The sequence below is a fragment of the Akkermansia biwaensis genome, assembly GCF_026072915.1.
In the GTDB taxonomy this organism is placed as follows: domain Bacteria; phylum Verrucomicrobiota; class Verrucomicrobiia; order Verrucomicrobiales; family Akkermansiaceae; genus Akkermansia; species Akkermansia biwaensis.
This window is the reverse complement of sequence record NZ_AP025943.1, coordinates 2738801-2761599: the sequence shown is the minus strand read 5'-3', so window position 1 is coordinate 2761599 and position 22799 is coordinate 2738801. Positions and strand designations below refer to the sequence as shown.

General features: G+C 59.1%; 18 protein-coding genes and 1 tRNA gene. 13 read left to right on the top strand and 6 right to left on the bottom strand.

The annotated features are described in order from the left end of the window. Positions 1 to 133 precede the first annotated feature (133 nt). From OQH67_RS11355 to thiM, 6 genes are all read left to right on the top strand, one after another. Entirely contained in the window at positions 134 to 631 is a 498-nt protein-coding gene (locus OQH67_RS11355; RefSeq protein ID WP_067573499.1) for a single-stranded DNA-binding protein, read from the top strand. Positions 632 to 1143: 512 nt separating this feature from the next. Continuing rightward, entirely contained in the window at positions 1144 to 1584 is a 441-nt protein-coding gene (locus OQH67_RS11350) for an RrF2 family transcriptional regulator (RefSeq protein ID WP_343195899.1), read from the top strand. 138 nt (positions 1585 to 1722) lie between these two features. Then, on the top strand, positions 1723 to 3009 hold the full coding sequence (locus OQH67_RS11345; protein ID WP_215433879.1) for an O-acetylhomoserine aminocarboxypropyltransferase/cysteine synthase family protein: 1287 nt from the start codon (positions 1723 to 1725) through the stop codon (positions 3007 to 3009). A 37-nt stretch (positions 3010 to 3046) separates the two neighbouring features. Next, positions 3047 to 3976, top strand: coding sequence for a cysteine synthase A (gene cysK, locus OQH67_RS11340; RefSeq protein WP_215433881.1), 930 nt, complete (start codon positions 3047 to 3049; stop codon positions 3974 to 3976). Between the two features lie 21 nt (positions 3977 to 3997). Further along, positions 3998 to 4612: a thiamine phosphate synthase gene (gene thiE, locus OQH67_RS11335; protein WP_215433883.1), complete on the top strand. Its 615-nt coding sequence runs from the start codon at positions 3998 to 4000 to the stop codon at positions 4610 to 4612. 51 nt (positions 4613 to 4663) lie between these two features. After that, a complete protein-coding gene (thiM, locus tag OQH67_RS11330) occupies positions 4664 to 5479 on the top strand; it encodes a hydroxyethylthiazole kinase (RefSeq protein ID WP_215433884.1) in 816 nt (271 codons plus the stop codon). 83 nt (positions 5480 to 5562) lie between these two features. On the opposite strand, the gene OQH67_RS11325 is transcribed toward thiM, so the two are convergent. Further along, on the bottom strand, positions 5563 to 10062 hold the full coding sequence (locus OQH67_RS11325; RefSeq protein ID WP_215458970.1) for a S6 family peptidase: 4500 nt from the start codon (positions 10060 to 10062) through the stop codon (positions 5563 to 5565). A 456-nt stretch (positions 10063 to 10518) separates the two neighbouring features. Between OQH67_RS11325 and OQH67_RS11320 the strand changes: the two genes are divergently transcribed. Together OQH67_RS11320 and OQH67_RS11315 are read left to right on the top strand one after the other, a co-directional pair. Continuing rightward, positions 10519 to 10983, top strand: a complete 465-nt coding sequence (locus OQH67_RS11320; RefSeq protein WP_215433888.1) for a Panacea domain-containing protein — start codon at positions 10519 to 10521, stop codon at positions 10981 to 10983. A 135-nt stretch (positions 10984 to 11118) separates the two neighbouring features. After that, positions 11119 to 11193, top strand: a tRNA-Gln gene (locus OQH67_RS11315). Between the two features lie 9 nt (positions 11194 to 11202). Here OQH67_RS11315 and OQH67_RS11310 read toward each other — a convergent pair. Then, complete coding sequence (locus tag OQH67_RS11310) at positions 11203 to 11424, bottom strand: hypothetical protein (protein WP_215433890.1); 222 nt, start codon at positions 11422 to 11424, stop codon at positions 11203 to 11205. Positions 11425 to 11616: 192 nt separating this feature from the next. Here OQH67_RS11310 and OQH67_RS11305 point away from each other — a divergent pair, with 192 nt between their 5' ends. From OQH67_RS11305 to OQH67_RS11295, 3 genes are all read left to right on the top strand, one after another. Then, positions 11617 to 11844, top strand: a complete 228-nt coding sequence (locus OQH67_RS11305; protein ID WP_215433892.1) for a hypothetical protein — start codon at positions 11617 to 11619, stop codon at positions 11842 to 11844. Between the two features lie 136 nt (positions 11845 to 11980). Further along, the gene (locus OQH67_RS11300) at positions 11981 to 12691 is read left to right on the top strand and encodes a hypothetical protein (protein WP_215433893.1); all 711 of its coding nucleotides are present in this window, start codon (positions 11981 to 11983) and stop codon (positions 12689 to 12691) included. Between the two features lie 195 nt (positions 12692 to 12886). Then, a complete protein-coding gene (locus OQH67_RS11295) occupies positions 12887 to 13210 on the top strand; it encodes a YbjQ family protein (protein ID WP_067573515.1) in 324 nt (107 codons plus the stop codon). 8 nt (positions 13211 to 13218) lie between these two features. On the opposite strand, the gene OQH67_RS11290 is transcribed toward OQH67_RS11295, so the two are convergent. After that, positions 13219 to 15198, bottom strand: coding sequence for a DUF2207 domain-containing protein (locus OQH67_RS11290; protein WP_215433894.1), 1980 nt, complete (start codon positions 15196 to 15198; stop codon positions 13219 to 13221). Positions 15199 to 15454: 256 nt separating this feature from the next. On the opposite strand from OQH67_RS11290, the gene purD reads away from it, so the two are divergent. Beyond that, complete coding sequence (gene purD, locus OQH67_RS11285; protein ID WP_215433895.1) at positions 15455 to 16711, top strand: phosphoribosylamine--glycine ligase; 1257 nt, start codon at positions 15455 to 15457, stop codon at positions 16709 to 16711. A gap of 38 nt (positions 16712 to 16749) precedes the next feature. Then, on the top strand, positions 16750 to 17331 hold the full coding sequence (locus tag OQH67_RS11280) for a DUF1287 domain-containing protein (RefSeq protein ID WP_215433896.1): 582 nt from the start codon (positions 16750 to 16752) through the stop codon (positions 17329 to 17331). 142 nt (positions 17332 to 17473) lie between these two features. Here the strand turns inward: OQH67_RS11280 and OQH67_RS11275 are convergent, their stop codons facing one another. The 3 genes from OQH67_RS11275 to OQH67_RS11265 all read right to left on the bottom strand — a co-directional run bounded on the left by OQH67_RS11275 (position 17474) and on the right by OQH67_RS11265 (position 22671). Next, the gene (locus OQH67_RS11275; protein WP_215433897.1) at positions 17474 to 21055 is read right to left on the bottom strand and encodes a bifunctional proline dehydrogenase/L-glutamate gamma-semialdehyde dehydrogenase; all 3582 of its coding nucleotides are present in this window, start codon (positions 21053 to 21055) and stop codon (positions 17474 to 17476) included. Between the two features lie 162 nt (positions 21056 to 21217). Then, positions 21218 to 22213 carry a hypothetical protein gene (locus tag OQH67_RS11270; RefSeq protein WP_215433898.1) on the bottom strand — a complete coding sequence of 332 codons (996 nt, stop codon included), beginning with the start codon at positions 22211 to 22213 and terminating at the stop codon, positions 21218 to 21220. An 8-nt stretch (positions 22214 to 22221) separates the two neighbouring features. Next, positions 22222 to 22671: a Jag family protein gene (locus tag OQH67_RS11265; protein WP_067573525.1), complete on the bottom strand. Its 450-nt coding sequence runs from the start codon at positions 22669 to 22671 to the stop codon at positions 22222 to 22224. Positions 22672 to 22799: the final 128 nt, after the last annotated feature.

The window sequence follows — 22799 nt, the reverse complement described above, 5'->3', positions numbered from 1 at the left end:
CATGTTTGCAAACGATTCCGCAATTTAGTATTGCACAAGCCTGCGCGCGAAGACATAATTGTCAGCGATTATTCACACGGCCGCCTATACCGCACAGAAGGCGTCTCCTTATCATACTTAACACCTCCATTACATGGCCAATCTCAACAAAGTATTTTTAATGGGCAACCTCACTGCCGATCCCGAACTGCGCTACACGCCCAAGGGCACGGCCGTCACGGACATCCGCCTTGCCATCAACCGCTATTACGCCGGAGACAACAGCGAACGCCAGGAAGAAACCACCTTCGTGGACGTCACCCTCTGGAACCGCCAAGCGGAAGTGGCCGGCAACTACCTCAGCAAGGGGCGCGGCGTCTTTGTGGAAGGGCGTCTTCAACTGGATTCCTGGGAAGACAAGGCATCCGGCCAGAAGCGCACCAAGCTGCGCGTGATCGGAGAAAACATCCAGCTCTTCCCCCGCGGCGGCGATTCCTCCGACATGGGCGGCGCCCCCCGCCAGCAGTCCGCTCCCCGTTCCAACAACTACGGGCAATCCCAGGCCCCTCAGAACTACAATCCTCCCCCCATGCCTTCCAACCAGCAGCAATCCAACGACTTTGGAGACATGGACGACGAGATTCCATTCTAAAGCCCCAGGAATCCATTGATAGCTTTCCCAAGCCGCCTTTCCTCCGGGACAGGCGGCTTTTTCATGGCCAGGACGAATTTGCCAATAAACAAGAGATATGGGGAATACTCCCCTTTCCTTTTCTTTTTTCCAAGATAAGCGGTTTCTCTCCCGGAAGCTTCATCAGATTAAAAGTACCTCTTCACGGGATTAAACATTCCCCACCTTCCCAAAGGAATGGGCCGCACAACAAAAACAGGCCGCATTTTCCCGTATTCGGAATATTGATTTTCCGCTGCCGTATTCAATAAACAGGTCCGGAATACTTAAAAAACGGCCTCTGCATCTATGAAAAAACCGTTTTCCTGCAATGGAACGGGAGGAATATTTTATTCACACCGCCTGAAAAACAGGCAACCGCCTGCCAAGTGAATTTACACTTTTTCTCCTGCTTGTTTTTTCTCAATTATTAAACATGCATCCATTCTCGATTGACGACCGTTCCGAAATTTCGTTAAGTCAGGCCTGCCATGATGAAAATTTCCACCAGGGGACGTTATGCCTTGCGCCTGATGATCGATCTTGCGCAGCATCAGAACAAGGAATACATATCTCTCAAGGAAATCTCCATCCGCCAGGACATCACGGTCCGTTATCTGGAACAAATCATCGCCATCCTGCTGAAAGCGGGTTTTGTGCAAAGCTCCCGGGGAAAATCCGGCGGCTACCGCCTGACCAGGCATCCCCGTGAATACACCACGGAAGCTATCCTCAAATTGACGGAAGGTTCCATGCTGCCCATTTCCTGCGTAACCACGGAGAGCAATCCGTGCCCCCGCGCAACAAAGTGCACCACCCTGCCTTTCTGGCAGGGCCTGCAGGAAGTCATTGAAGACTATCTGAGAAACGTCACGCTGGAAGATCTGGCCATCCAGCAGAAGGAGGCCGGATGCGACTACGGAGCCGGCATTTGACCCCTCCGGTACGGCCGGAATACCTTGCCCGCCTTTTTCCCTTTCTGGCCCTCATGCCCCACTTTTTTCAGCCGGTACTTGACATGGGTCCCTTCTTTCACTATCTATTTCCTAGTTTTCCGATAGGAATATAAAAACATGAGCAGAAAATATCGATTTGAAACACGCCAGCTCCACGTGGGCCAGGAGAATCCCGACCCGGTTACGGACGCCCGCGCCGTTCCGATTTACGCAACCACTTCCTACGTCTTCAAGGACTCCGCGCAGGCCGCCGGACGTTTTGCCCTGGCGGAGCCGGGCAATATTTACAACCGCCTGATGAACCCCACGGCGGACGTTTTTGAAAAACGCATCGCCGCGCTGGAAGGCGGAGCCGCCGCGCTGGCCGTAGCCACCGGGGCCGCCGCCATCACCTACGCCATCCAGAACATCGCCCGCGCCGGGGACCACATCGTTTCCGCGGCCACCGTGTACGGAGGCACGTACAACCTGTTTGCCAACACGCTCGCGGAAAGCGGGATTGAAACCACCTTCGTGGACGCCGGGGACGTGAACAATTTCTCCAAGGCCATCCGGGAAAACACCAAGGCCCTGTACGTGGAGAGCCTGGGCAACCCGAACTGCGATATTGCGGACATGGAAGCCCTGGCGGAAATCGCCCATGCCCACGGCATTCCCCTCATTGTGGACAGCACCTTCGCTACGCCTTTCCTGTTCCGTCCGCTGGAACACGGCGCGGACATCGTGGTGCATTCCGCCACCAAATTCATCGGCGGCCACGGTACGGTAATGGGCGGCGTGATTGTGGACGGAGGCAGGTTCGACTGGACGCAGAACGACAAATTCCCCGGCCTTTCCAAGCCCAACGCCAACTACCACGGCGCCGTGTTTTCCGAGGTGTGCGGCAATCTGGCCTACATCGTCAAAATCCGCGCCACCCTCCTGCGGGACACGGGAGCGACGATCAGCCCGTTCAACTCCTTCCTGCTTCTCCAGGGGCTGGAAACCCTTTCCCTCCGGGTGGAGCGCCATGTCCAGAACGCCCTGCGCGTGGTGGAATACCTGGCCGCCCATCCCCAGGTGCGGAAGGTGAACCACCCCTCCCTGCCGGAACACCCCAACCACGGTCTTTACCGGAAATATTACCCGAATGGCGGGGGCTCCATTTTCACCTTCGAGGTGAAAGGTGGCGCGGAAAAGGCTCGCAAGTTCTGCGAAAGCCTGGAACTATTCTCCCTGCTCGCCAACGTGGCGGACGTCAAGTCCCTGGTGATCCACCCGGCTTCCACCACCCATTCCCAGATGACGGAGGAAGAACTGAAGGCGGGAGGCATCACGCCCTCCACGGTGCGGCTTTCGATAGGCACGGAACACATAGACGACATTATCGAGGACCTGGAGCACGGTTTCCGCGCCATTCTCTAACGATTTGCCGTCAAAAACGCTCATTTTCTTACAAGCCATGAAAATTTACCGGAACATTACGGAACTGGTCGGCAGGACACCCCTGCTGGAACTGGCCAACTACGACCGCAGGCACGGCCTGGACGCCGTCATCCTGGCCAAGCTGGAAGCCTTCAACCCCGCAGGCAGCGTGAAAGACCGCATTGCCCTGGCGATGATTGACGCGGCGGAAGCCTCCGGCCGGCTGACGCCGGACTCCGTCATCATTGAACCCACCAGCGGCAACACGGGCATCGGCCTGGCGGCCGTGGCTACCTCCCGCGGGTACCGGATCATCCTGACGATGCCGGAAACCATGAGCGTGGAGCGCCGCAACCTGCTGAAAGCCTACGGCGCGGAACTGGTGCTGACGGACGGGACAAAGGGCATGCAGGGAGCCATTGCGAAGGCGGAGGAACTTGCCGCCGAACTGCCGAACAGCTTCATTCCCGGCCAATTCGTGAACCAGGCCAATCCGGAAGCCCACTTCCGCACCACCGGACCGGAAATCTGGGACGATACGGACGGCAGGGTGGACATCTTCGTAGCGGGTGTGGGAACGGGGGGAACCGTTACAGGCGTGGGCAGGTACCTCAAATCCCGCAATCCCGGAGTCAAGGTCGTGGCCGTGGAGCCGTCGGCCTCGCCCGTCCTCACCGAAGGCACGGCCGGACCGCACAAAATCCAGGGGATTGGCGCGGGATTCGTGCCGGAAACCCTGGACACCTCCATTTACGACGAAGTAATCACCGTCACCAATGAAGACGCATTCGCCACGGGCAAGGAACTGGCCCGCACGGAAGGCGTGCTGGCGGGGATTTCCTCCGGGGCGGCTCTGTGGGCGGCCACGCAGCTGGCGAAAAGGCTGGAAAACGCGGGCAAGACCATCGTCGTTCTTCTGCCGGACACGGGCGACCGCTACCTGTCCACCCCCCTCTTTGCAGATTAATCCGCCTGCCGGCATACCTTCATGAAATCATTCAACCTCCACCTCTACCTGGTCACTGACGAAGCGGCCAAATGTCGCCACAGCCTGCTGGAAACCGTCCGGAAGGCCGTGGACGGCGGCGTCACCATCGTGCAATACCGCTCCACCAATCCGGACGCGGGCACCTGCTACCGGGAAGCCCTGCCCATCCGGGACTTCCTGGCGGCGCGCGGAATCCCCTTCATTGTCAACAACCGCATTGACCTGGCGCTGGCCCTGGATGCGGACGGCGTCCACATCGGCCAGCGGGACCTTCCCGTACCCTCCGTGCGCGCCATGATCGGCCCGGACAAAATCCTGGGGCTGTCCGTCTCCAACATGGACCAGCTCCGCGCCGTGGACGCCTCCCTAGTGGACTACCTGGGGATGGGGCCCGTTTTCCCGACCATTTCCAAACTCAACGCCCCGCCCGTGCTGGGCGTGGAAGGCTTCGCCGCCCTGGCCTCCCGGTCCCCCCTGCCCGTCGTCGCCATCGGCGGCCTGGATGCGGAACGCGCGCGCCAGGTGCGGGCCACAGGAACGGCCGCAGGAATTGCCGCAGTCTCCGCCATTTGCGGAGCGGAGGACCCGGAAGCCGCCGCACGGGCGCTGGCCTGACTGTCCCCCTTCCCGGAAACGCCGGGCAACAAAACCATTCTTTCAAACGCCATGCCTTCATCATCCGGCCTTGTCAGCGCCGTCTCCTCAGATTTGGAAAAAATCAGGGAGGCGGCCCCGCTGGTTCTCTCCCTGACCAACTCCGTCGTACAGCCCCTGACGGCCAACCTCCTGCTGGCCGCGGGAGCCGTTCCCGCCATGCTCAACGACGCGGAGGAAACAGTGGAAATGCTGCGCGGCGGAACAGGCGCCCTGCTGGTCAATCTGGGCACTGTTACGCACGAACAAGGCGCCGTCATGCAGACGGCCGTGCAGGAAGCCAACCGGCTGAACATCCCCTGGGTTCTGGACCCGGTGGCCGTGGGGGCGCTCTCTCTCCGCACGCGGCTGGCACGGCAGCTGAAGGAACAAACGCCCCGCATCATCCGCGGGAACGCCTCGGAAATCATGGCCCTGGCCGGCTACTCCTCCGTCACGAAAGGACCGGAAAGCACCAGTTCCAGCGCGGACGCCCTGCAGGCGGCTAGGGAACTGGCCCTGCACACGGGAGCGGCCGTTCTCGTCACGGGCCGCACGGACTATTCCACGGACGGCCACCAGGTGGTTTCCACGGAAAACGGGCATCCCATGATGTCCCGCGTTACGGGCGTGGGCTGCTCCATGGGCGCGCTGACCGCCGCCTGTGCCGCCGTCTCCCCCTCCCCGCTTCAGGCGGCCGTTTCCACCGCCGTCCTGATGGGAATCGCCGGGGAAATGGCCTTTGAACAAAGCCCGGCTCCCGGCTCTTTTGCCGTCTCCCTGCTGGACTGCCTTTATTCCCTTTCCCCGGAAGACGTAGCCCGCAGGGCGCGCATCCTTTCCCTTTAGGAGCACTTTCCCTCCCTCGGGACGGGAAGAAAAACAAAGCGCCGCACCCCTCCCGGAATGCGGCGTTTGCAATTTACGGTCTTTTACCTGTTCCGCGGAACGGAGCGACGCAGGAACGCCGCTCCCGCGGCGGCCAGCATCAGCACCGCGGCGGAAGGTTCCGGAACCGGCAGCGGCGCCGTAGCCGTAAACGCCGCAGTCAACGCGGAAGATACTTCCGGCGCGGCATTCGGCGTCCAGACCATGTTCATATCTTTGGAGTCTTCACTCTTTTGCAGGCTCCACTCACCGTAGGCCGAGTAATCCCCGGCGGCGGACGTATCCAGCGTGAAATTGCCCGTCAGCGTGGCGTTGTCTCCGCCGTCGATGAAATTCAGGATGTGCGATGTATTCCAGAAATCGGTGGAATAGTCGATGGTCAGGGCGGCCAGCTTCAGCATGGCTCCCGCGTCAATCCGGAAGACGCCGGACCGGAGCATCAGGCTGTTGCATGCCAGTTCGTCCCCGGCGGAACCGCCTATGGACAAGGTCAATTCAAAGATGGAACCGGATTCCATGGTCGTATTCCCGGTCAGGGTGGCGGAACCGGTCAGGACGCCGCCATTCTTCACCAGAATATTATTCCCCAAACTGATTCCGGGGGCATCGGCGCCGGTGCCCCCCAGAACGAGGCAGCCGTCGGAATCGACCATTGCCTGTCCCGTTCCAAGAGCCTGGCTGGAAGCGGCGACCAGCGTTCCCAGCTCCACCGTGGTACCCCCGGAATAGGTATTTTTGCCGGAAAGAACCATGATCCCGTTGCCTGTCTTGGTGAGTGCTCCTTTCACTCCGGAAGAGTTGACGATGTTGGCGGAGACGTTCAAATCGGACACCGCCGTCCCCCGCGCCACTCTGAAGATGGAGGGATAGGAATCCTTCAGTTGCACGTTGATATTCCTGATTTCCGATGCTTTATCCGCCGCCTTTACCTCAATGCTCGTGCCCATTGCAATGTCCATGCGGCCTCCGGCAACGCCATCCACAACACCCCCGGTCAGGTTGAACGTCATATATTTGCAAACCTGGTTGTTCTTGTCTCCAAAGTACAAGGTGCCCCCGTTGATATTCACGCCTTTAACAGAGGCAATGCCGCCGGAAGAACCAAAACTGTTTCCTCCTTTCAGCGTCACCTGTGCCCCTTCCTGAATAGACAGATCTCCCTGGATAATACCGTTGGCTCCTCCCTTGGACAGAACCAGCGTACCTTCGTTCACCGTGGTTCCTCCGGTGTAGGAAAGCTGCTTCTGGATCGTCAGCGTTCCAGAACCGTTCTTCACCAGGGCCCCCGTCCCGGACACGGCCGTATTAAAAACGACGGCATCCGATCGATTGAAGACCAGCACCCCGTTGTTGACGACGGCTCCGGTTCCCAGAGAACCGCTGGTTCCTCCATCGCCCACGGTAAGCGTTCCCACGGCAATCCTCGTGACTCCGGTGTATGAATTATTCCCCGTCAGCACCAGTTCCCCACTGCCTTTCTGGACTAGGTTTCCGGTACCGGAAATGGCGTTTCCCGCCGTCACCCGGTCCGTCCTGTTGAACGTCAGGGTGCCTTCATTGACGACGACTCCCGTTCCCAGAGTGCCGGCCGTTTCCCCAGCGCCCACTGCCAGGGAAGCCCCGGACAGGATGCGCGTTTCACCGGAATAGGAATTGTCCGCCGCCAGAATAACGCAGCCGGCCGTACCCATCCCCTGGGTGTCCACCGTCAGGGAATGATTGCCGCTCAGGGAACAGGCGACAGTCAACGTGCCGCTGCCTCCGAACAAATACCCCTGCGTTCCGGCCTTCACGGAACCGGACAGAACAGCCTGCCCGTCAGCCCCGATGTAGGCGGAATTCAATCCCATCCCGGCCATATCCAACGCCGTGGTACGTTCCCCGGACAACAGCAACACGCCGCCGGAAGCGCCGGAAACATGCGCCAGGGCCGCATCCTCCTGCGCCCCCAGAACAAAGGAAGAACCGTACCCTACCGTCACATTCCCGTTTTTAGAGCCAAGAGAACGCACATCCTCATACGCAAGCTTTGCCCCCCGGTTCAATTCCATGGTCCCGGAGAAGACAGCACCCCCTTCCGAATCACTGTTATGGGCGTTGGCAAGCACCACGGCGCCGGTATTGGAACCGTTGCCGATGGACAAGGTGCCGGAGCCGCTGAGTTTCAAATTCACCGTCAATGTTCCTCCGCCTCCCCCCAGGGACCAGCCCCCGTCCGCAGTCCAGCCGGAAAGCAATTCCGTGGTTCCACGGATTCCCAAATTTACGTTCCCCAGCGCCCCAATGGACAAATTACGGAAACTGTCCAGGCCGCTGACGTTGTTCTTGTCTTCCAGCAGGATGAAAGCCCCGGCAGAGGACGTGTCCAGATATCCGGCAATCACGGAAAAATCGGAGCCGTCCACAGCCATGCCGCCTGCGGCATTCAACATCCAGATAGTCTTTCCGAGCGCTCCGGCGGAAGAAGCCTGCACCACACCTCCTTCCACCCGGGCGATTCCGGAAAAACCGTTGTTCCTGTTCTTCAGAAGCAGCACGCCGTCGCCGGATTTGATCAAGGAGCCTTTTCCGGATATTTTCCCGGATTCTATTGCTACGCCTCCATCCACCTCTGCGCGCAGCATGGAACCGGAACCGGCCAGCACGACATCCCCGCTGTGGCTGCCGCCGGAAAGAATGGTATATGTGCCTCCGTCCGCCACATTGATGGAAGAAGCCACTTCCGCATGGGCTCCCGCTGTAAACAGAGCGCCGCTTTCCACCTGCACTGTTCCCGTGGCAAAAACAGCCGTCTGCCAGTCATTCTCATCCACATAACCGCCCGCGTGCAAGGTGGGAACTCCCGCTATCTTTACTTTCCCACTCTGCACCGTCCACGTTCCGGAATTGAGGATGGTTCCGGACAGGTTCCAGACGGAACCTTCTCCCGTGTCGGGCGCATACACCACGTTCAGCTGGCCGTTCCGCAAGGATCCTGTATCTATGAAGGTTCCCAGATAATTCTGTACACCACTTCCCGTGAACGTGAAGGTTGCAGTGGAACCGCCCAGGTAATTGGCAAAAATGGCCCCGGAATCCAGATGCGTGATGGCATCCAGTGTCAAATTGTGCCCGTACAAATCCACGGTTCCGCCACGGTGCCCGAAGATGAACTCCCCGGACAACTGGTTTTCTCCCGCCAGACGCGCCATCACACCGCCCCCGTTCAGCTTTACATTATGGGCGGCATAACCATCCCGATCCAGAATCAGCATGCCGCCGCCCACGTTGATATCCGCCGCATTGTTCCCATGCCCTCCCACAATCAGCGTCCCCTCCCCGATCTTCCGCCACTCGTCGCCGGAAGCTCCGGTCAGCAAGGTGGTAACCACGGCCCCTTTATTGACCACGAAACCCGCCGTATTCAGGCGGTACGAAGCATTGCCGCCGTCGCTCAGCACGTAATCGTGGTTGAAGGTCAGGGAACCAGCCCCCGTGTCCACAGAACCCTGGAGCACAACCGTCCCTCCGGCCCCATCAAAAATCAGATTGGTGCACGCGCCGATCTGGGCATCCGTGGCCCGCTTTCCCTGCGTAGAGGTATCCCCGCGCACTCCGGAAGACAGCCCGATGTAATCCGTGGTGATGCCCCCTTGCACGAAGGTGCCGTTTCCTCCGGCATTCGTCACGTTCCACAGCACATCCCCGCCCCCCGCCGACACGCTGACAGTGCAGTTGAAGCTGTCCACGTAAGCCTGCGCCCACTGGTTGCCGGAACGCATCTGGCTGAACTGGCCGTAGCCCTCTCCGCCATGGGATTGTCCCGCGCCCACCCATTCCCACTGTCCGGAATTTTCATTGTACACGTAACAGGGGCTGCCGCTGTCTCCGGGCTGTACACCGGAAGGCAGCGGAGATGACTCTGAGGGCCTTTCAACATTGTACCCAAACCGGTAGGCCGGATAGGTCTTGGCATTTTCCGGGTCCGGTTCCCCGGTCCCTTCTACTTTTGTCTGCCCGTTGAAAACCACCGTTCCTCCCGTCAGGTAGCTATAGGCCGGCCCTACCGCTTCCTGCTCTCCATCGCCCGTGGCAACCGTCTGGGTTCCCGTTCCGGCTCTCAGCACCAGCCTCCCCTTCATATTGTCCAGATACTCCGGGTCCGTCAGGTAGGGAGCGTATTCCGACTCCGTCACAATCTTGCTCAGCCGCTGCACACAGTAGTCATATGTGGAATTGGTGCTGTTCCCCCATGCTTTCTTGGTCACCACGCTACGGTAGGAATCATAAAAAGGCGTCCCCTGACTGGCACCAAAACGGACTGCAAATGTAACGGACTGTTTATCATAATCGTGGGACACGGTGGCAATGAAGCCGGGACCGCCCACCAGCGCGGCTTCTCCGCGATGGGGGTCCGCCACCCCGTCAAAATTCATCATTCTGGGGATGGTGCCTACGTAGTTGCCTTCCTTGTCGTAGATGGGAACGTCTTTCTCATTGATGCCAAAGACGCCACGGTTTTCCGCAAAATCACGGTAGGTCTGGAGGTCGATGGAATCAGCCATCAAGCCGCTATAAGCAGGAGAAAGGAGGCAGGCAGCCCCCAGCAATCCGGAATGATAGATATAATGGAAATTCATGACAGGATGTAATTAACAGGTTAAACAATGTGAAGGGTAAAATTTTACAATATTCCTAAAATTATATAATTCAATCCATAAGTTCAAAGCATATACCGAATTACATCTTGCATCTTTCTTCGTCATTTGTTGGAAATGGTCAAATGTACTTGTTTTCAATAATATTCATTACATTCTTATTACGAAAAGAATAAAGGTAGATTTCCAAAAATCATAAGACACGGAGAATTCTTCTTCTTCATTTAAACAGGAACCATGTACGGCATGAATTCCGACTTCCCTCCGTTTTTCCGCAGAAGTCTTGAGGCGAATAGCCCTGCGCCGTGTTTAGTGTTGTGAAAAACGCCCGCGCTTTCTATAATAGCGGCCACAACTATCAGCATGGCCAATCACATTACCACGCAAAAACTCTGCAACTGGTTCATTCAACGGGCGAATGAAAACGGAACTCCCCTGAATCCCGTCAAACTCAACCATCTGGTCATCCTCGCGGACTGGTGGCATCTGCACAGAAACGGAATCCGCCTCATCAACGAGACCGCCGAAGCATGGCCCCAAGGTCCCGTGCTTCCCTCCATCTACCACGAATACAAGGACCAAGCCCCCTGGGGCGCCATTGAACACCCCAGCCGGCGCCAGCCTCCGCTGGAACCGGAGACGGACGCCATTCCCTCCCTGGAGCAGATATGGAAACAGTACTACAAATACACGGGCCAGCAACTGGCCCGTAGCAGCATGTCGCCCCATTCCCCCTGGCAGCTTGCCCAGGGACGCCACGGAACGCCGGAACGCCAGCAGATCACGGAAGAATACGTGAAGGAATACTTCCGCTCCCTGGCAAACTGAACCGTTATGAAAAGACCGCCCGGCCGCGACTCCCATTTTTTTTTTGCATCCGGACGACATTTAAATGAAAAAAAACTTGCAAAAAACGGGCGTTTCCGCTTAAATCCGCCCGCACCGCAAAGGTGCCCGTTACATAGCCCTATAGTGTAATCGGTAACACAGCGGATTCTGGTTCCGTATTTTGGGGTTCGAGTCCTCATAGGGCTACCACTTTAGGCTTTATCGCCATTCAAAACTCCTTGAGAAATCAAGGAGTTTTGCATTTCTTGCTTTCACAGCATCAGGCAAAATACTTCCCCCGATAGCGCATATCTTGTTGCCTGGCCTCTCTCCCCAACTCAAAAAAATCATGGCAGGACCAAGCAAAGTAAAAAACAAACGGATAGCTACCTTCTCGGTAGCCGGGCACAAGGTTTGTAAATCTACAAGTGTTGACATCATGCCTGCCTCTATTTCTCTGGACAAGAGCAAGGACCACCTTCTGAAGGAGGGTGAAGCTAAAGCCTGCATTATGGCCGGATAATTGGAAAAGCAGCCCAATGGTGAACGCGAAGACGCAGAAACTGTTAAGGCAGTTTCTTCAAATGAACGCAAAGCCAAGAAGATTCCAAAGGATCATCCTACATACAAGGAGTGCGTGATTATCCAGCTGAATGGAGGAGGACACGCAAGCCCTGTCTGTGGAGCAAAGATAAAAAGACAGTAGAACAGTTTCCGGCTTTTCCAGGTGATAACCAAGATATGCCGCTTGATATGATCAAGCCTGAACACAACCGCAAATTCATGGGGCGAAAACTTGAACGAGCCAAATCAGGTTCCGTTGGACAAGACGGCAACTTCAAGATTGTTGAAGGGTGGTAAAGTAACACGATTCTTTACCTGTCTTTTGTAAACGTTTATATATAAGGGATTCTGTAATGCTAAAAAATGTGGTTATTTGAAAAACGTGGTTGAGATTCGTTAGCTTATAATAGAGAGTATCTACTCGACACACCTGATGAAAATTCTTACTACATTCCTTATCACCACCGCAGCACTACTGCTCACAAGTTGCGGTGGGGTGGGCTGGAACCTCTTCTACTGCGTCCGCGAACTGCCAAATACCTGCACGGGTGTCGATTTGACGAAGCCTGTGGGGGGAACCGTCTATGTACCGCAGTCAAAGGCGGTGGACAAGTTTCCTTCGGCGGTGGTCATGCAAGTGCCCGAAGTGACCTACAGCCCCTCCACCCGCCCGGTCTGCCTTGGAGACTTTGCCTTTACCAACCAAGTGTATGCCCGTGGCGTGGAACCCACGGGACGCACTCTCTGGGTGAAGGTGGACAAGTACGAACACGGGGTAGAATTGCTTCCCGGACTGCCGAAGCAGGTGGAATATACGAAATGGTCGCAGGAACCGAACAGGAAAATCCGCCACCGCGAGACGCTGGTGCCCTACCGTGGCAAGAACAACTTGGTCCGAGTGGATGGCATCCATAACCCGCCGGGGCTTGCACAGCTCTCGACCTCTCGCAGCGCATGGGGCCCCCTCGCCACGATGGCTGCGCTGCCGCTTTATCCCGTGGACTGCGTGCTGGGGCTTGCCAGCAACACACTCTTCTATTCCGGCGGGCTCCTGTGGGCTGCCGTCAATGGTGCCCAGCAGACGGAGCCTAAGTCCTATGAGCAGTCAACGTCTCCACTGCCGGGCGAGGGGAAGGAAAAGTAAAACCTCCACGGCATTCTTCAGCCTGCTGAATAGGACGGCTCCCATGATTGCCGCAGAAGAGCGTAGAAACGAAAACTTTTTCTACAAGTCATTTTATTCCTTCGGGAACGTCTCTGCACCTTCCGCACCGGGTACGGATGCTCTTTCTCCGCTTATTTGCTTGATTTTCCTGCCCCTTTGCCAGAGACATGTTTCATGTACGTCAGCACTCTTGAAACAACTCCCGGCCAGTCCATTGAGAAGGTTCTGGGCCACGTGACCGGAAACGCCGTCAAGGCCCGCCATGTGGGCTCCGATATCATGGCAAGCCTGAAAACCCTGGTAGGCGGAGAGATCACACAGTATTCCCAGCTCATGAACGATACCCGCGCCCTGGCCATTGAGCGGATGCAGGAGAACGCACAGGCCATGGGGGCCAATGCCGTCATCGGACTGCGTTTTGCCAGCAGTGAAATCGGCCAGGGCCTCAGCGAATTGCTGGCTTACGGCACCGCCGTCGTCCTGCGTCCGGAGCCGTGAGCCGGCTTTTACCACGAACCGCCGCCTCCGCCCCCGAATCCCCCTCCGCTGAATCCTCCGCCTCCGGAGACCCCTCCCCTGCCGGAAAAGGAGGATGAAGAGCCGGCATCCCAGGGGGACATGCCATTTCCCGGTCCCGAGGGCAAGGACAGAAGGAACATGTTCAAATGGCAGGACAGGCTCCACGCAACAGCGTAAAACACCGGATTTTCAGCGTTCATCCCGCCCTGATACCATTCCGGGACAGGTATTTCCAAAGTCTTGAATTTCTGAATCCACTTGTCATCCACGCCCCATGCGTACGCATACGGAAGCAGGGACCAGAAATAGCCGGGGTTTGTCTCCGACAGCCGCCGGAGCCGGTCCGGTTCCGCGTTTTTCATGAAGGCCAGCAGTTCCGCGGCCTCCGCCGCCGTTTTTCTTTTGTAGGCGGATTCCTTACGGGCAAGCGCCAGGGCCAGAAACGCGGTGCAAACGGACCCCAGGCAAACCCACAGCCACGCATCATAATAGAAGTTCACCATCACCGCATCGGCCAGAAGGCGGAAGGCTGCCGCCACGCCGAACAGCAGCCCGGCCATGCAGAGAACAGGAAGGACAACCCTGATCCACAGCCCCCTCCCCGATTGCCTGCCGGATGTATAAATCATTCCCATCCCCAAAAAGCCCAGCACGATTGTGCCGCCCACGACGGCGCCAAAATGGACCATGAAGGAATGATGCCAGCCCGCCAGGCTGATGGCGGCGGAGGCCGCCAGGGAAATGGCAAAAGCCATTAGTGCCATGCGGCCGCCCAGTCCGTTCCCAAGCCTGCGTTCTCCCCGGAATCCGTCCTCAAGCTGTTGAAAGGATTTCTCCAGAACGCGGGAAAAACCGGACCGGAAGAGTCCCAGGGGCACCCAGTTTCCCTTGCCGGATGCGAACAGGCCGTGCAGGAACGTGCGCGCATGCGGCGGCAGATGATGCGCACCCTTCATCAGGCGCACGGAAACGGTCCCATCCTCTTCCTTCACCTTCATGCAGCCCTTGGAGACCAGCCAGAGAACCAGGGAAAGAAGCAGTCTGTTGCGCGGAACGCCGCCCCGTGCAAACGCCAGGGAGGCACTGTCCAGTTCCGGAGGAACAGGAAAGGGATTCCCCGTTTCCCTTTTGTGATTTCTTCCGGTCCGGAAGGTCCGGAACATCAGGCAGACAGCCCCGGCGGCCAGACCGACACACACGGCGGCAAAGACGGAAATCAGGAAGGAAGGGGGCTTGGGAGCGCCTTCAAAATACCCTTCCGGCAGACGAACATAAGCCGTTAACCCCTCATGCGCTCCCAGCCTGCCGTCCACCGTTCCGCGAACGGCATTGCCGGAGATTTCATAGTCCATTCCACGTTCATCCCTGCTTCCATAGGTTCCCCGGTACATCCGGAAGCCGGACAAGTCAGCGAGCTTGTCAAAGGCAATGGAAAAGCGCACGCCGTTCAAAGGGACTTCCCAGTCCGTGCCGATGATATTGTAGTAGAATTCGTCGTATTCCTTCACCAGGTCATCGGGCATTTGCACCGTGTAGGAAAGCACATATTCGGCATCGCCCTTCTGCAACCGGTCCGGGGTTCCCGCCCGTATCAGAAGGCTTCTGCCCTCATCCTGCTGTCTTTGGCAGGAGAAGCCGCTTCCCTGCACCCTGACGTCGTCCACCCGGAGGCGGTACAGGTATTCCTTTTCCCGTCCGTTGACGATGCGCTTCATGCGCAGGGCCGTGGGGATGGTGCGGTACAGGCCGTGGCTGTATTCGCTGAAGAAGACGGAGATGCGCTCCGTTACGGAAACGCCCGCATTCCGGGAAACCCTCATTTCCACATCATACCCGCGCACCTCCCAGGGGGCCCCGGCCGCCCGCATTCCTCCGCAAACCGCCAGGAACACGAGAAAAAGCGGCAGGCAGGCTCCCGCCATCCGGCGTATCCCAGCATGACTGATGTGGAATGCGGCATTCATCATTTCCCTTTTTCCGGCCTCCCTCAGACGGCGAGGAAAAACCGCTGTCATTAAAACAGAAGGAGTCCCGCCCGGCAAGATTGGAAATGCATGGAATACCACGAAAAAAACACGGCGGGGATTTTTCCCGTGCTGTTTTCATGAAATTACCGCACAAACGGGAGAGCCGCGCCCCCTGGCGGACATACTCTCAAACGGCCCGTTTCTCCATTCATTTCAGCTTGGCAAATTCGCTCCGCGCCTGCATACTCATGTGCGTATGAAAATTGCCGTCATTGGAAAAGGTGGGCGTGAACACGCGCTGGTCAAGGCACTGAAGGAATCTCCGTCCGCTCCGGAAATGTATTGCTTCCCGGGCAGCGACGCCATCAACCGCCTGGCCGAGCCCATTCCCGCCAGGGATCTGCCTACGCTGATCGACTGGATGGTTTCCAATAAGGTGGACCTGTGCGTAGCCGGGGAAGAAAGCTACCTGGTGAAGGACGAAGGGCTGGCCAACGCCTGCGCCAGGGTCGGGATTCCATGCTGGGGGCCGGTCAAGGAAAGCGCCCAGCTGGAAGCCAGCAAGGAATTCGCCAAGGAGTTCCTGCTGCGCCACCGGATTCCCACCGGGCAGGCCCGCGTGGCCGCCACGCTGGAAGAGGCGCAGGAATTCATCGGCGGAGTTTATCCCACCGTCCTGAAGTTTGACGGACTGGCCGCAGGCAAGGGCGTGGCCGTGTGCATGTGCCGGGAGGAGGCGGATGCCTTCCTGAAAGAGGTGTTCACGGACAGGCGCTTTGGAGAAGGCCGCCTGCTGGTGGAAGAGTTTTTAACCGGACCGGAGGTTTCTATCTTTGGCGCCCTGGTGGACGACCATTACCTGATCCTGTGCCCGGCGCGGGACTACAAGCGCCTCAAGGAGGGCGACGCCGGCCCCAACACGGGCGGCATGGGCGCCGTGGCGTCCCGCCGGCTGGTAGAGCCTGAAATGCTGGAACGCATTGAGAAGGAAATCGTGGCCCCGACCGTAGCCGGACTGAAGAAAGACGGCCTTCCCTACCGCGGCTTCCTGTACTTCGGCCTGATGCTGACCCCAAATGGCCCCAAGGTCATTGAGTACAACTGCCGCTTCGGCGATCCGGAATGCCAGGCCGTGATGCCCCTGCTTTCCGGCGATCTGGCCTCCTTCTGCCTGCATGGCGCCAGGGGGGAGTTCACGCCGGAAGAAATCTCCTTCAAGAACGGCTGGAGCGTTTGCTGCGTTCTGGCTTCCAAAGGATATCCGGAATCATCCCATTCCGGAGATGCCATCAGCGGCCTGGACGACGTAACGAACGCCTCCGTCTATCATGCCGGCACCCGGTGGAACGGAGACAGGAACTGCTATGAAACCAACGGCGGCCGCGTGCTGGCCGTGGTGGCGCAGGGAGAAACCCTTTCCGAGGCGCGCCAGCGCGCCCATAACGAAACGAAGAAGGTGAGCTTCGACGGCTTGCAGCGCAGGCCGGACATCGGCTTTGCCAGCTTTGTCTGACCTTCCGCACACTTCTGCAACTCTCTCAACAACGACCTATGAAATTTGCCGCCGCTCTCTCTTTCCTGTTCCTCTCCTGTTCCGCGTTCCTGATGGCGGACAACGCCGCGCTGGCCGCCAAGGCGCGCGAACAGATAGGAGTGACCACCTCCTACGACGGTTCCTACCAGGTCATCCCCTACCCCAACGGGGATGTTCCCAAGGACACGGGCGTATGCACGGACGTGGTCATCCGCGCCCTGCGGGCATTCGGCCTGGACCTCCAGAAAGCGGTGCACGAGGACATGAGGGCCAATTTTTCCAGGTACCCGAACCTGTGGGGCCTGAAGGGCACGGACCGCAGCATCGACCACCGCCGGGTGCCCAACCTGCGCACCTTCTTTACCCGCAAGGGATGGTCCGTGCCCGTCACGAAGACGGCGGCGGATTACCTGCCCGGCGACCTCGTCACGTGGAATCTGGACGCAGGGGGCCTACCCCACATCGGCATCGTTTCCGACAAAAAGACGGAGCAAGGCACGCCGCTGATCATCCACAACATCGGCAGCGGCACGCAGGAGGAAGACTGCCTGTTTTCCTTCACCATTACCGGACATTACCGCCCGGCGCTGAAACGCTGACACGCGGAACGGCATCCAGAAGGACCTCTTAGGAAATGAGGCGGGGAGCATCAGCTCCCTGCCTCATTTTCAAGACGGTATGCTGCGGATATGCCGGCCCCGGAAAAATATCTTCCGGAGCGGCGGAAAGGCCCGGTATTTTTTAAGCCGTGGCCCCTTTGAAGCTGTCCGGCGGCGGAATGATGTTGCCGTAACGGTGCACCGTCTCGGAAACGGCCTGTTCCCGGAAGAATCCGAGCAGTTCCAAACGGCCGTTGGCCAGTACGGGACGGTCCAGCACTTCCAGTTCCCGGGCGCGGGCTGCGTCAAACAGGGCGTTTGAAATGCCCTTCGCGCGCAGGAATTGTACTCCGCCGGCTATTTCCGGCAGGCGGTCAATGAGCGACGGCTCCGTTTCCACGGCCAGGGAGGCGTAATAACCGTTCATTTTCTGAATCCACGGGCGCCCTTCCTCCACGCTGAGGTGCAGTTCCACGCCGCAAAGCTTGGCGCCCAGCAGCAGGATGGCTACATCGTCGTCCGCCATGCCTTCCGTCCGGACCAGGATTCCCTTCACGGGAACATAGCGGAACGTGTTATTTTCCCCGTAAATGCGGGAGGGGTCATGCTCCACGCCGAATTCCTCCATCCACCACTTGGCCTGGGAACCAGCGGCGGAGCGGATGCGCTTGGCGCAGTCCGGCAGTTCGGAACACAGTTTTTCCACCAGCCCGGCGATGCGTTCGCCGGGAGTCCGCAGTTTCTGGGGAAGTTCCTTTTCCGACCACCGCCCGAGCAGGGTCAGGTAGTTGGGTCCCCCCGCCTTGGAACCGGGGCCCATGGAGGAGTGCTTCCAGCCGCCGAAGGGCTGGCGGCGAACAATGGCCCCGGTAATGACGCGGTTGATGTAGGCGTTGCCCACCTGCACCTTGCTCTTCCACAGGGCTATTTCCCGTTCATCCAGGGATTGCAGGCCGCCGGTCAGGCCGAATTCGGAGTCGTTCTGAATGTCGATGGCTTCTTCCAGATTCTCCGCGCGGATGATGCCCAGCACCGGGCCGAAGCATTCCGTCTGGTGGAACCAGCTTCCCGGCTTCACGCCCAGGCGGATGCCGGGCGACCACAGGCACGGGTTGTCTTCCGACTGCTCCGGCTTCAGCAGCCATTCTTCTCCGGGTTCCAGCTGCGTGAGCGCCCGCAGCAGATTGCCTTCCGGTTCCTTGATAAGCGGCGTGACCACGGAATTGACCTCCCAGGAGCCGCCTACTTTCAGGCTGGCGGCGGCGTCCTTCAACTGGCGCAGGAAGGCAGGGTTGTCGTAAACGGAAGCCTCCACGATAGCCAGGCTGGCGGCGGAACATTTCTGCCCTGAATGGCCGAAGGCGCTTTTTACCAGGTCTTTCACGGCCTGGTCCGGGTCCGCCGTGGCGGTGATGACCATGGCGTCCTTCCCACTGGTTTCCGCCAGCACGGCCAGGTCCGGACGCAGTTCCCGCAGCATTTTTCCGGTGCGGTAGGAACCTGTCATGATCACGCCGTGCAGGCGCGGGTCCGTCAGGAATTTGTGGGAGATTTCATTGCGCGGCATGGGCACGAACTGGAGCACCTCCTTGGGCACTCCCGCGCGCCAGAATGCCTGGACAATCTGCCAGGCCGTATAGACGGCCAGCTCGGACGGCTTGAAGACCACCGTGTTCCCGGCCATCAGCGCGGCGGCCACGCCTCCGGTGGGAATGGCAAAGGGGAAGTTCCACGGGGACATCACGCAAACGGTACCCAGCGGGGTCATTTCCACCCCGTCATTCATGCCGTCCCGGTCCAGGCCTTCCGCATAATAACGGCAGAAGTCAATGGCTTCACTCACTTCCACATCCGCTTCCGTGGGCGCCTTGCCCGCATCCCTGACCATGGCGGCAATAGCCTCCCCGCGGATGGCGGAGAGTTCCCGCGCGGCGTTGTGCAGGATTTCCGCACGCTCACCGACGCTTCTGGCCGCCCAGGAAGTCCGCGCCTTGTCGGCCGTGTCCAGGGCATGTTCAACCCGGTCGAAGTCCGCGTAGGCGAACTTGTAGGAGACCTCGTTGTGCCGGGACGGGTCGCGGCCCACGCCCCACAGGTTGGTCGTGATCTGCTCACCGTTGATGACCAGGGGAATTTCCTCCCCGGATTTCTCCTTTTCCGCGGCAATCAGGCCGTTGATCCATTCGGAATTCTGCCGCAGGGACCAGTCCGTGTCGCGCTCGTTGGCAAAGGCGTCCCGGTAATGGGTGGGCTCCACGGGATCCGTGGCGCGGTTCTGCGTGCGGTTGGGACCGTACTTGACGCTGTCCTTCTCCTGGCAGGCTTTCAGGAACCGCCTTTTCTGGATGTCCCAGGTACGGGAGCCAGGAGCCATGCCGAAGAGGTCGTGCAGGAAATTCTCCTCGCAGGTGTTCTCGTCCAGCCGGCGCACCAGATAGGCAATGGCGCTGTGGAAGTCCTCCTTCAGCACCACGGGGGCGTACAGCAGCAGCCCGTCCGCGGATTCCCTGATCACGCGGGCCTGGTGGTTGGCCATTCCTTCCAGCATTTCAAACTCCACGTAGTCCTTCACGCCCTCGCGCTCCCGCAGGAGCATGGCGTAGCACAGGTCAAACAGGTTGTGGGAGGCCACGCCGAACTGGACGTACCTGGCGTTCTCCGGCATGCAGCCGTAATGCAGCATGCGCTTGTAGTTGGCGTCCACCTGGGCTTTCGTTCCGTACGGGGCCTGCGCCCAGTCGTGCATGGAGGCCTCCACCTTTTCCATGGCCAGGTTGGCCCCTTTCACCAGGCGTATCTTGATGCGGGCGCCCCCCTGCTCCACGCGCTCCTTCGCCCAGGCGCACAGCTTCATCTGTTCCTCCCAGGAATCCGGCAGATAGGCCTGGAGGACGATTCCGGCTTCCAGATGCATGAACTCCTCCTCCATCAGCGTGCGCTTGAACGCCTCCGCCGTCAGGTGGAGGTCCCGGTATTCCTCCATGTCCAGATTCACGAATTTGGGCTTTTTGGAGCCGTCCGGCAGCGTGACCGCATTCGTGATGGCCGCGCGGTAAAGTATGCGCAGCCGCTCCTGGATCAGCTTGACCGTTTCTTCAAAGGCCACCAGATGAATCTGGCTGAAAATGGCGGAAATCTTGACGGAAATATAGTCGCAGTCCTTGTCCCCCAGGCGGTCCACCACCTGCTGGAGGCGATGGTGGGCTTCCGATTCGCCCAAGATGGCTTCGCCAAGCTGGTTGATGTTCATCCGGATGCCGGCCTTGCGCCTGCGGCGCAGATGGGGACGCAGCTTCCTGTCCTCCGCCGGAAGAATCACGTTGGAGCTCTCCTTCCTCAACTGGCTGGTAATCATGGGCATCACCACGCCCGGAAACTGAACGGACAGCCTGTCCCCCACCTTCATGGCCAGGCGGTCCATGCCGGACAGGTATTTGGGCACGCCGTAGCCGCCCAGCAGGTAGCGGAACAGCTCCGCGCCGCGGGCGGGGGAAGCGGGGCGGAATACGCGGTCCGCCAGGGCCAGGGTGAACGCCTTGCCCGCGGGATCGTCCATCATCCGTTCCAATTGCTCCGCCTGCTTCCTTTCATGTCTGCGCATCCCGGCATTGGCCTGTCTGAGAATGGATTCAGCCAATTCAACCGCCTTGGTTGCCAGCTGCTGGTCGGTCCATTTGTCACGGCGCGCCGCCGCCATCAAGTCCGGAATGGAGGAATCTGTCATAACGGTCCGCAGACTAGCCCGTTCCATGTGCAAAATCAAGCCAATTTGCCGGGCCCCTTCCTGTAGCCCGGAGAATTGTGCAGGAAAAGGGCATCCCCCGGTTCCGGCCCGCGCCGCGGGGGGCTTCCTGTCCGGGTTGCGGAAGACAAATTATCCGGCCCTTCAATCGTACCGCGCCGCGGCCAGCCGGGCCTTCCTCAGCTCTTCCCGGAGCTGGTGCGCGCGCCTGCCGCAAACGCTGGAACGGTCCATGTCCCTCACTTCCTCCAGCACGGCAATGGCGCTGTTGAAAGCCTCCTCGCTTTCGGCGCTGTGCGCTCCCTGGTACAGGACTTCCTCCAGCCGAACCCAGAGGGGGTGGACCATGGCCAGCAGCAGCAACTGCCGGTCAGCCACGGGCAGCGCGGGATCATCCGCCTTCTTCCGCCACGCGGCCAGGCAATCCCGGATGGAAAAAGCATCCCGGGCCAAAAAGGATTCGCGCAGCAGAGAGGCCGTCTCCCGGTTCTTCGCCAAACGGTCCGCCGCCTCGCGGGCGGCCAGGAAGGAAGGCTCCGTGCAGTCCAGTTTTTCCAGCCTTTTCATGGTCCGGGGATAATCTCGGTACCACGCTTCCGCAGGCACCTGCTCCATGGCGCGGCAGATAGCGGCCGCTTCCTCCCGCGGGTCCCCGCCTTTGGGAATGTCATTGACCACCGTCAGGGGCCGGACACGGGACGCCTTTTCCTTCAGCAAGGCGACTTTTCCGGGCAGGGAGGCTTCATCCGCCCCTCCGGCCATCCAGTCGAAAACGCGTCCCTTGGAATCGAGCATGATCACGGTCGGCAACGCGCGCACCCCGTGCAGGGAAGCCCGGAACAGCCGCCCTTCCTCGCCCCAGTCCTCCAGGGCCGGGCGGGACGGCATCGTCACTATCTGAACGTCCTTCACATGGCCGTCCAGAATGCGGCGTCCTTCTCCCTCCGGCTGGAGCGCCGCAAGCCAGCGGGCTTCCTCCGCGCCGGGATTGGCGGACGCGTAAACCACCAGTACGGGACTGGGCGGCGGAACGGCAGCATCAGAGGCCGCGGGAGTTTCCGGCGCAGCCCGGACCACGGCGGACAGAACCGCCGCCAGCCAGATGCCGGAAATGACCGCTCCGCGCCTCATGGAATTCAAGCGGGATGCTATACCCGGCGGATCGTGATCCGCTTGTAGCGGCCGTCCCCTTCCTCAGACTCCGTCGTGACGCCCTCCACGGATTGAAGGGCATTGTGAACCAGGCGGCGGTGATAGGCGTTGAGGGGCTGCATCTTCATGGGCTTGCCGCTCTCCTGCACGCGGGCGGCCAGGGAAAGGGCCTTCTCCAGAAGGCGCGCTTCGTTGCGTTCCCGGTAATGGTCGCAATCCACCTTCACGCGGGGCGCGTCTTCAATCTTGCGCTGGATCATGCGGTTGACCAGATATTGCAGGTCATCCAGCCTGTCCCCGTCATTTCCGATGATGTACCTGGAGTCCGGGGAGGAAACGTTCAGGCATATGATGCCGTCCGTCTCCGTTATTTCAACTTCCGCAGAAAATCCCAGTGAAGCCAGCAGGCTCTTCAAACTTTGTTCAGCTATTTCTTGCACCGTCATAACCCTTTAAAATAAATGAAAGATCAGTTCCCGCACCGGACAGGCAACCGTATGAGGACGCCGCATGCCTCCGGTACGCAATTTACGGAATCATCATAACCTATTTATCCCGCACGTCTATGAAAATT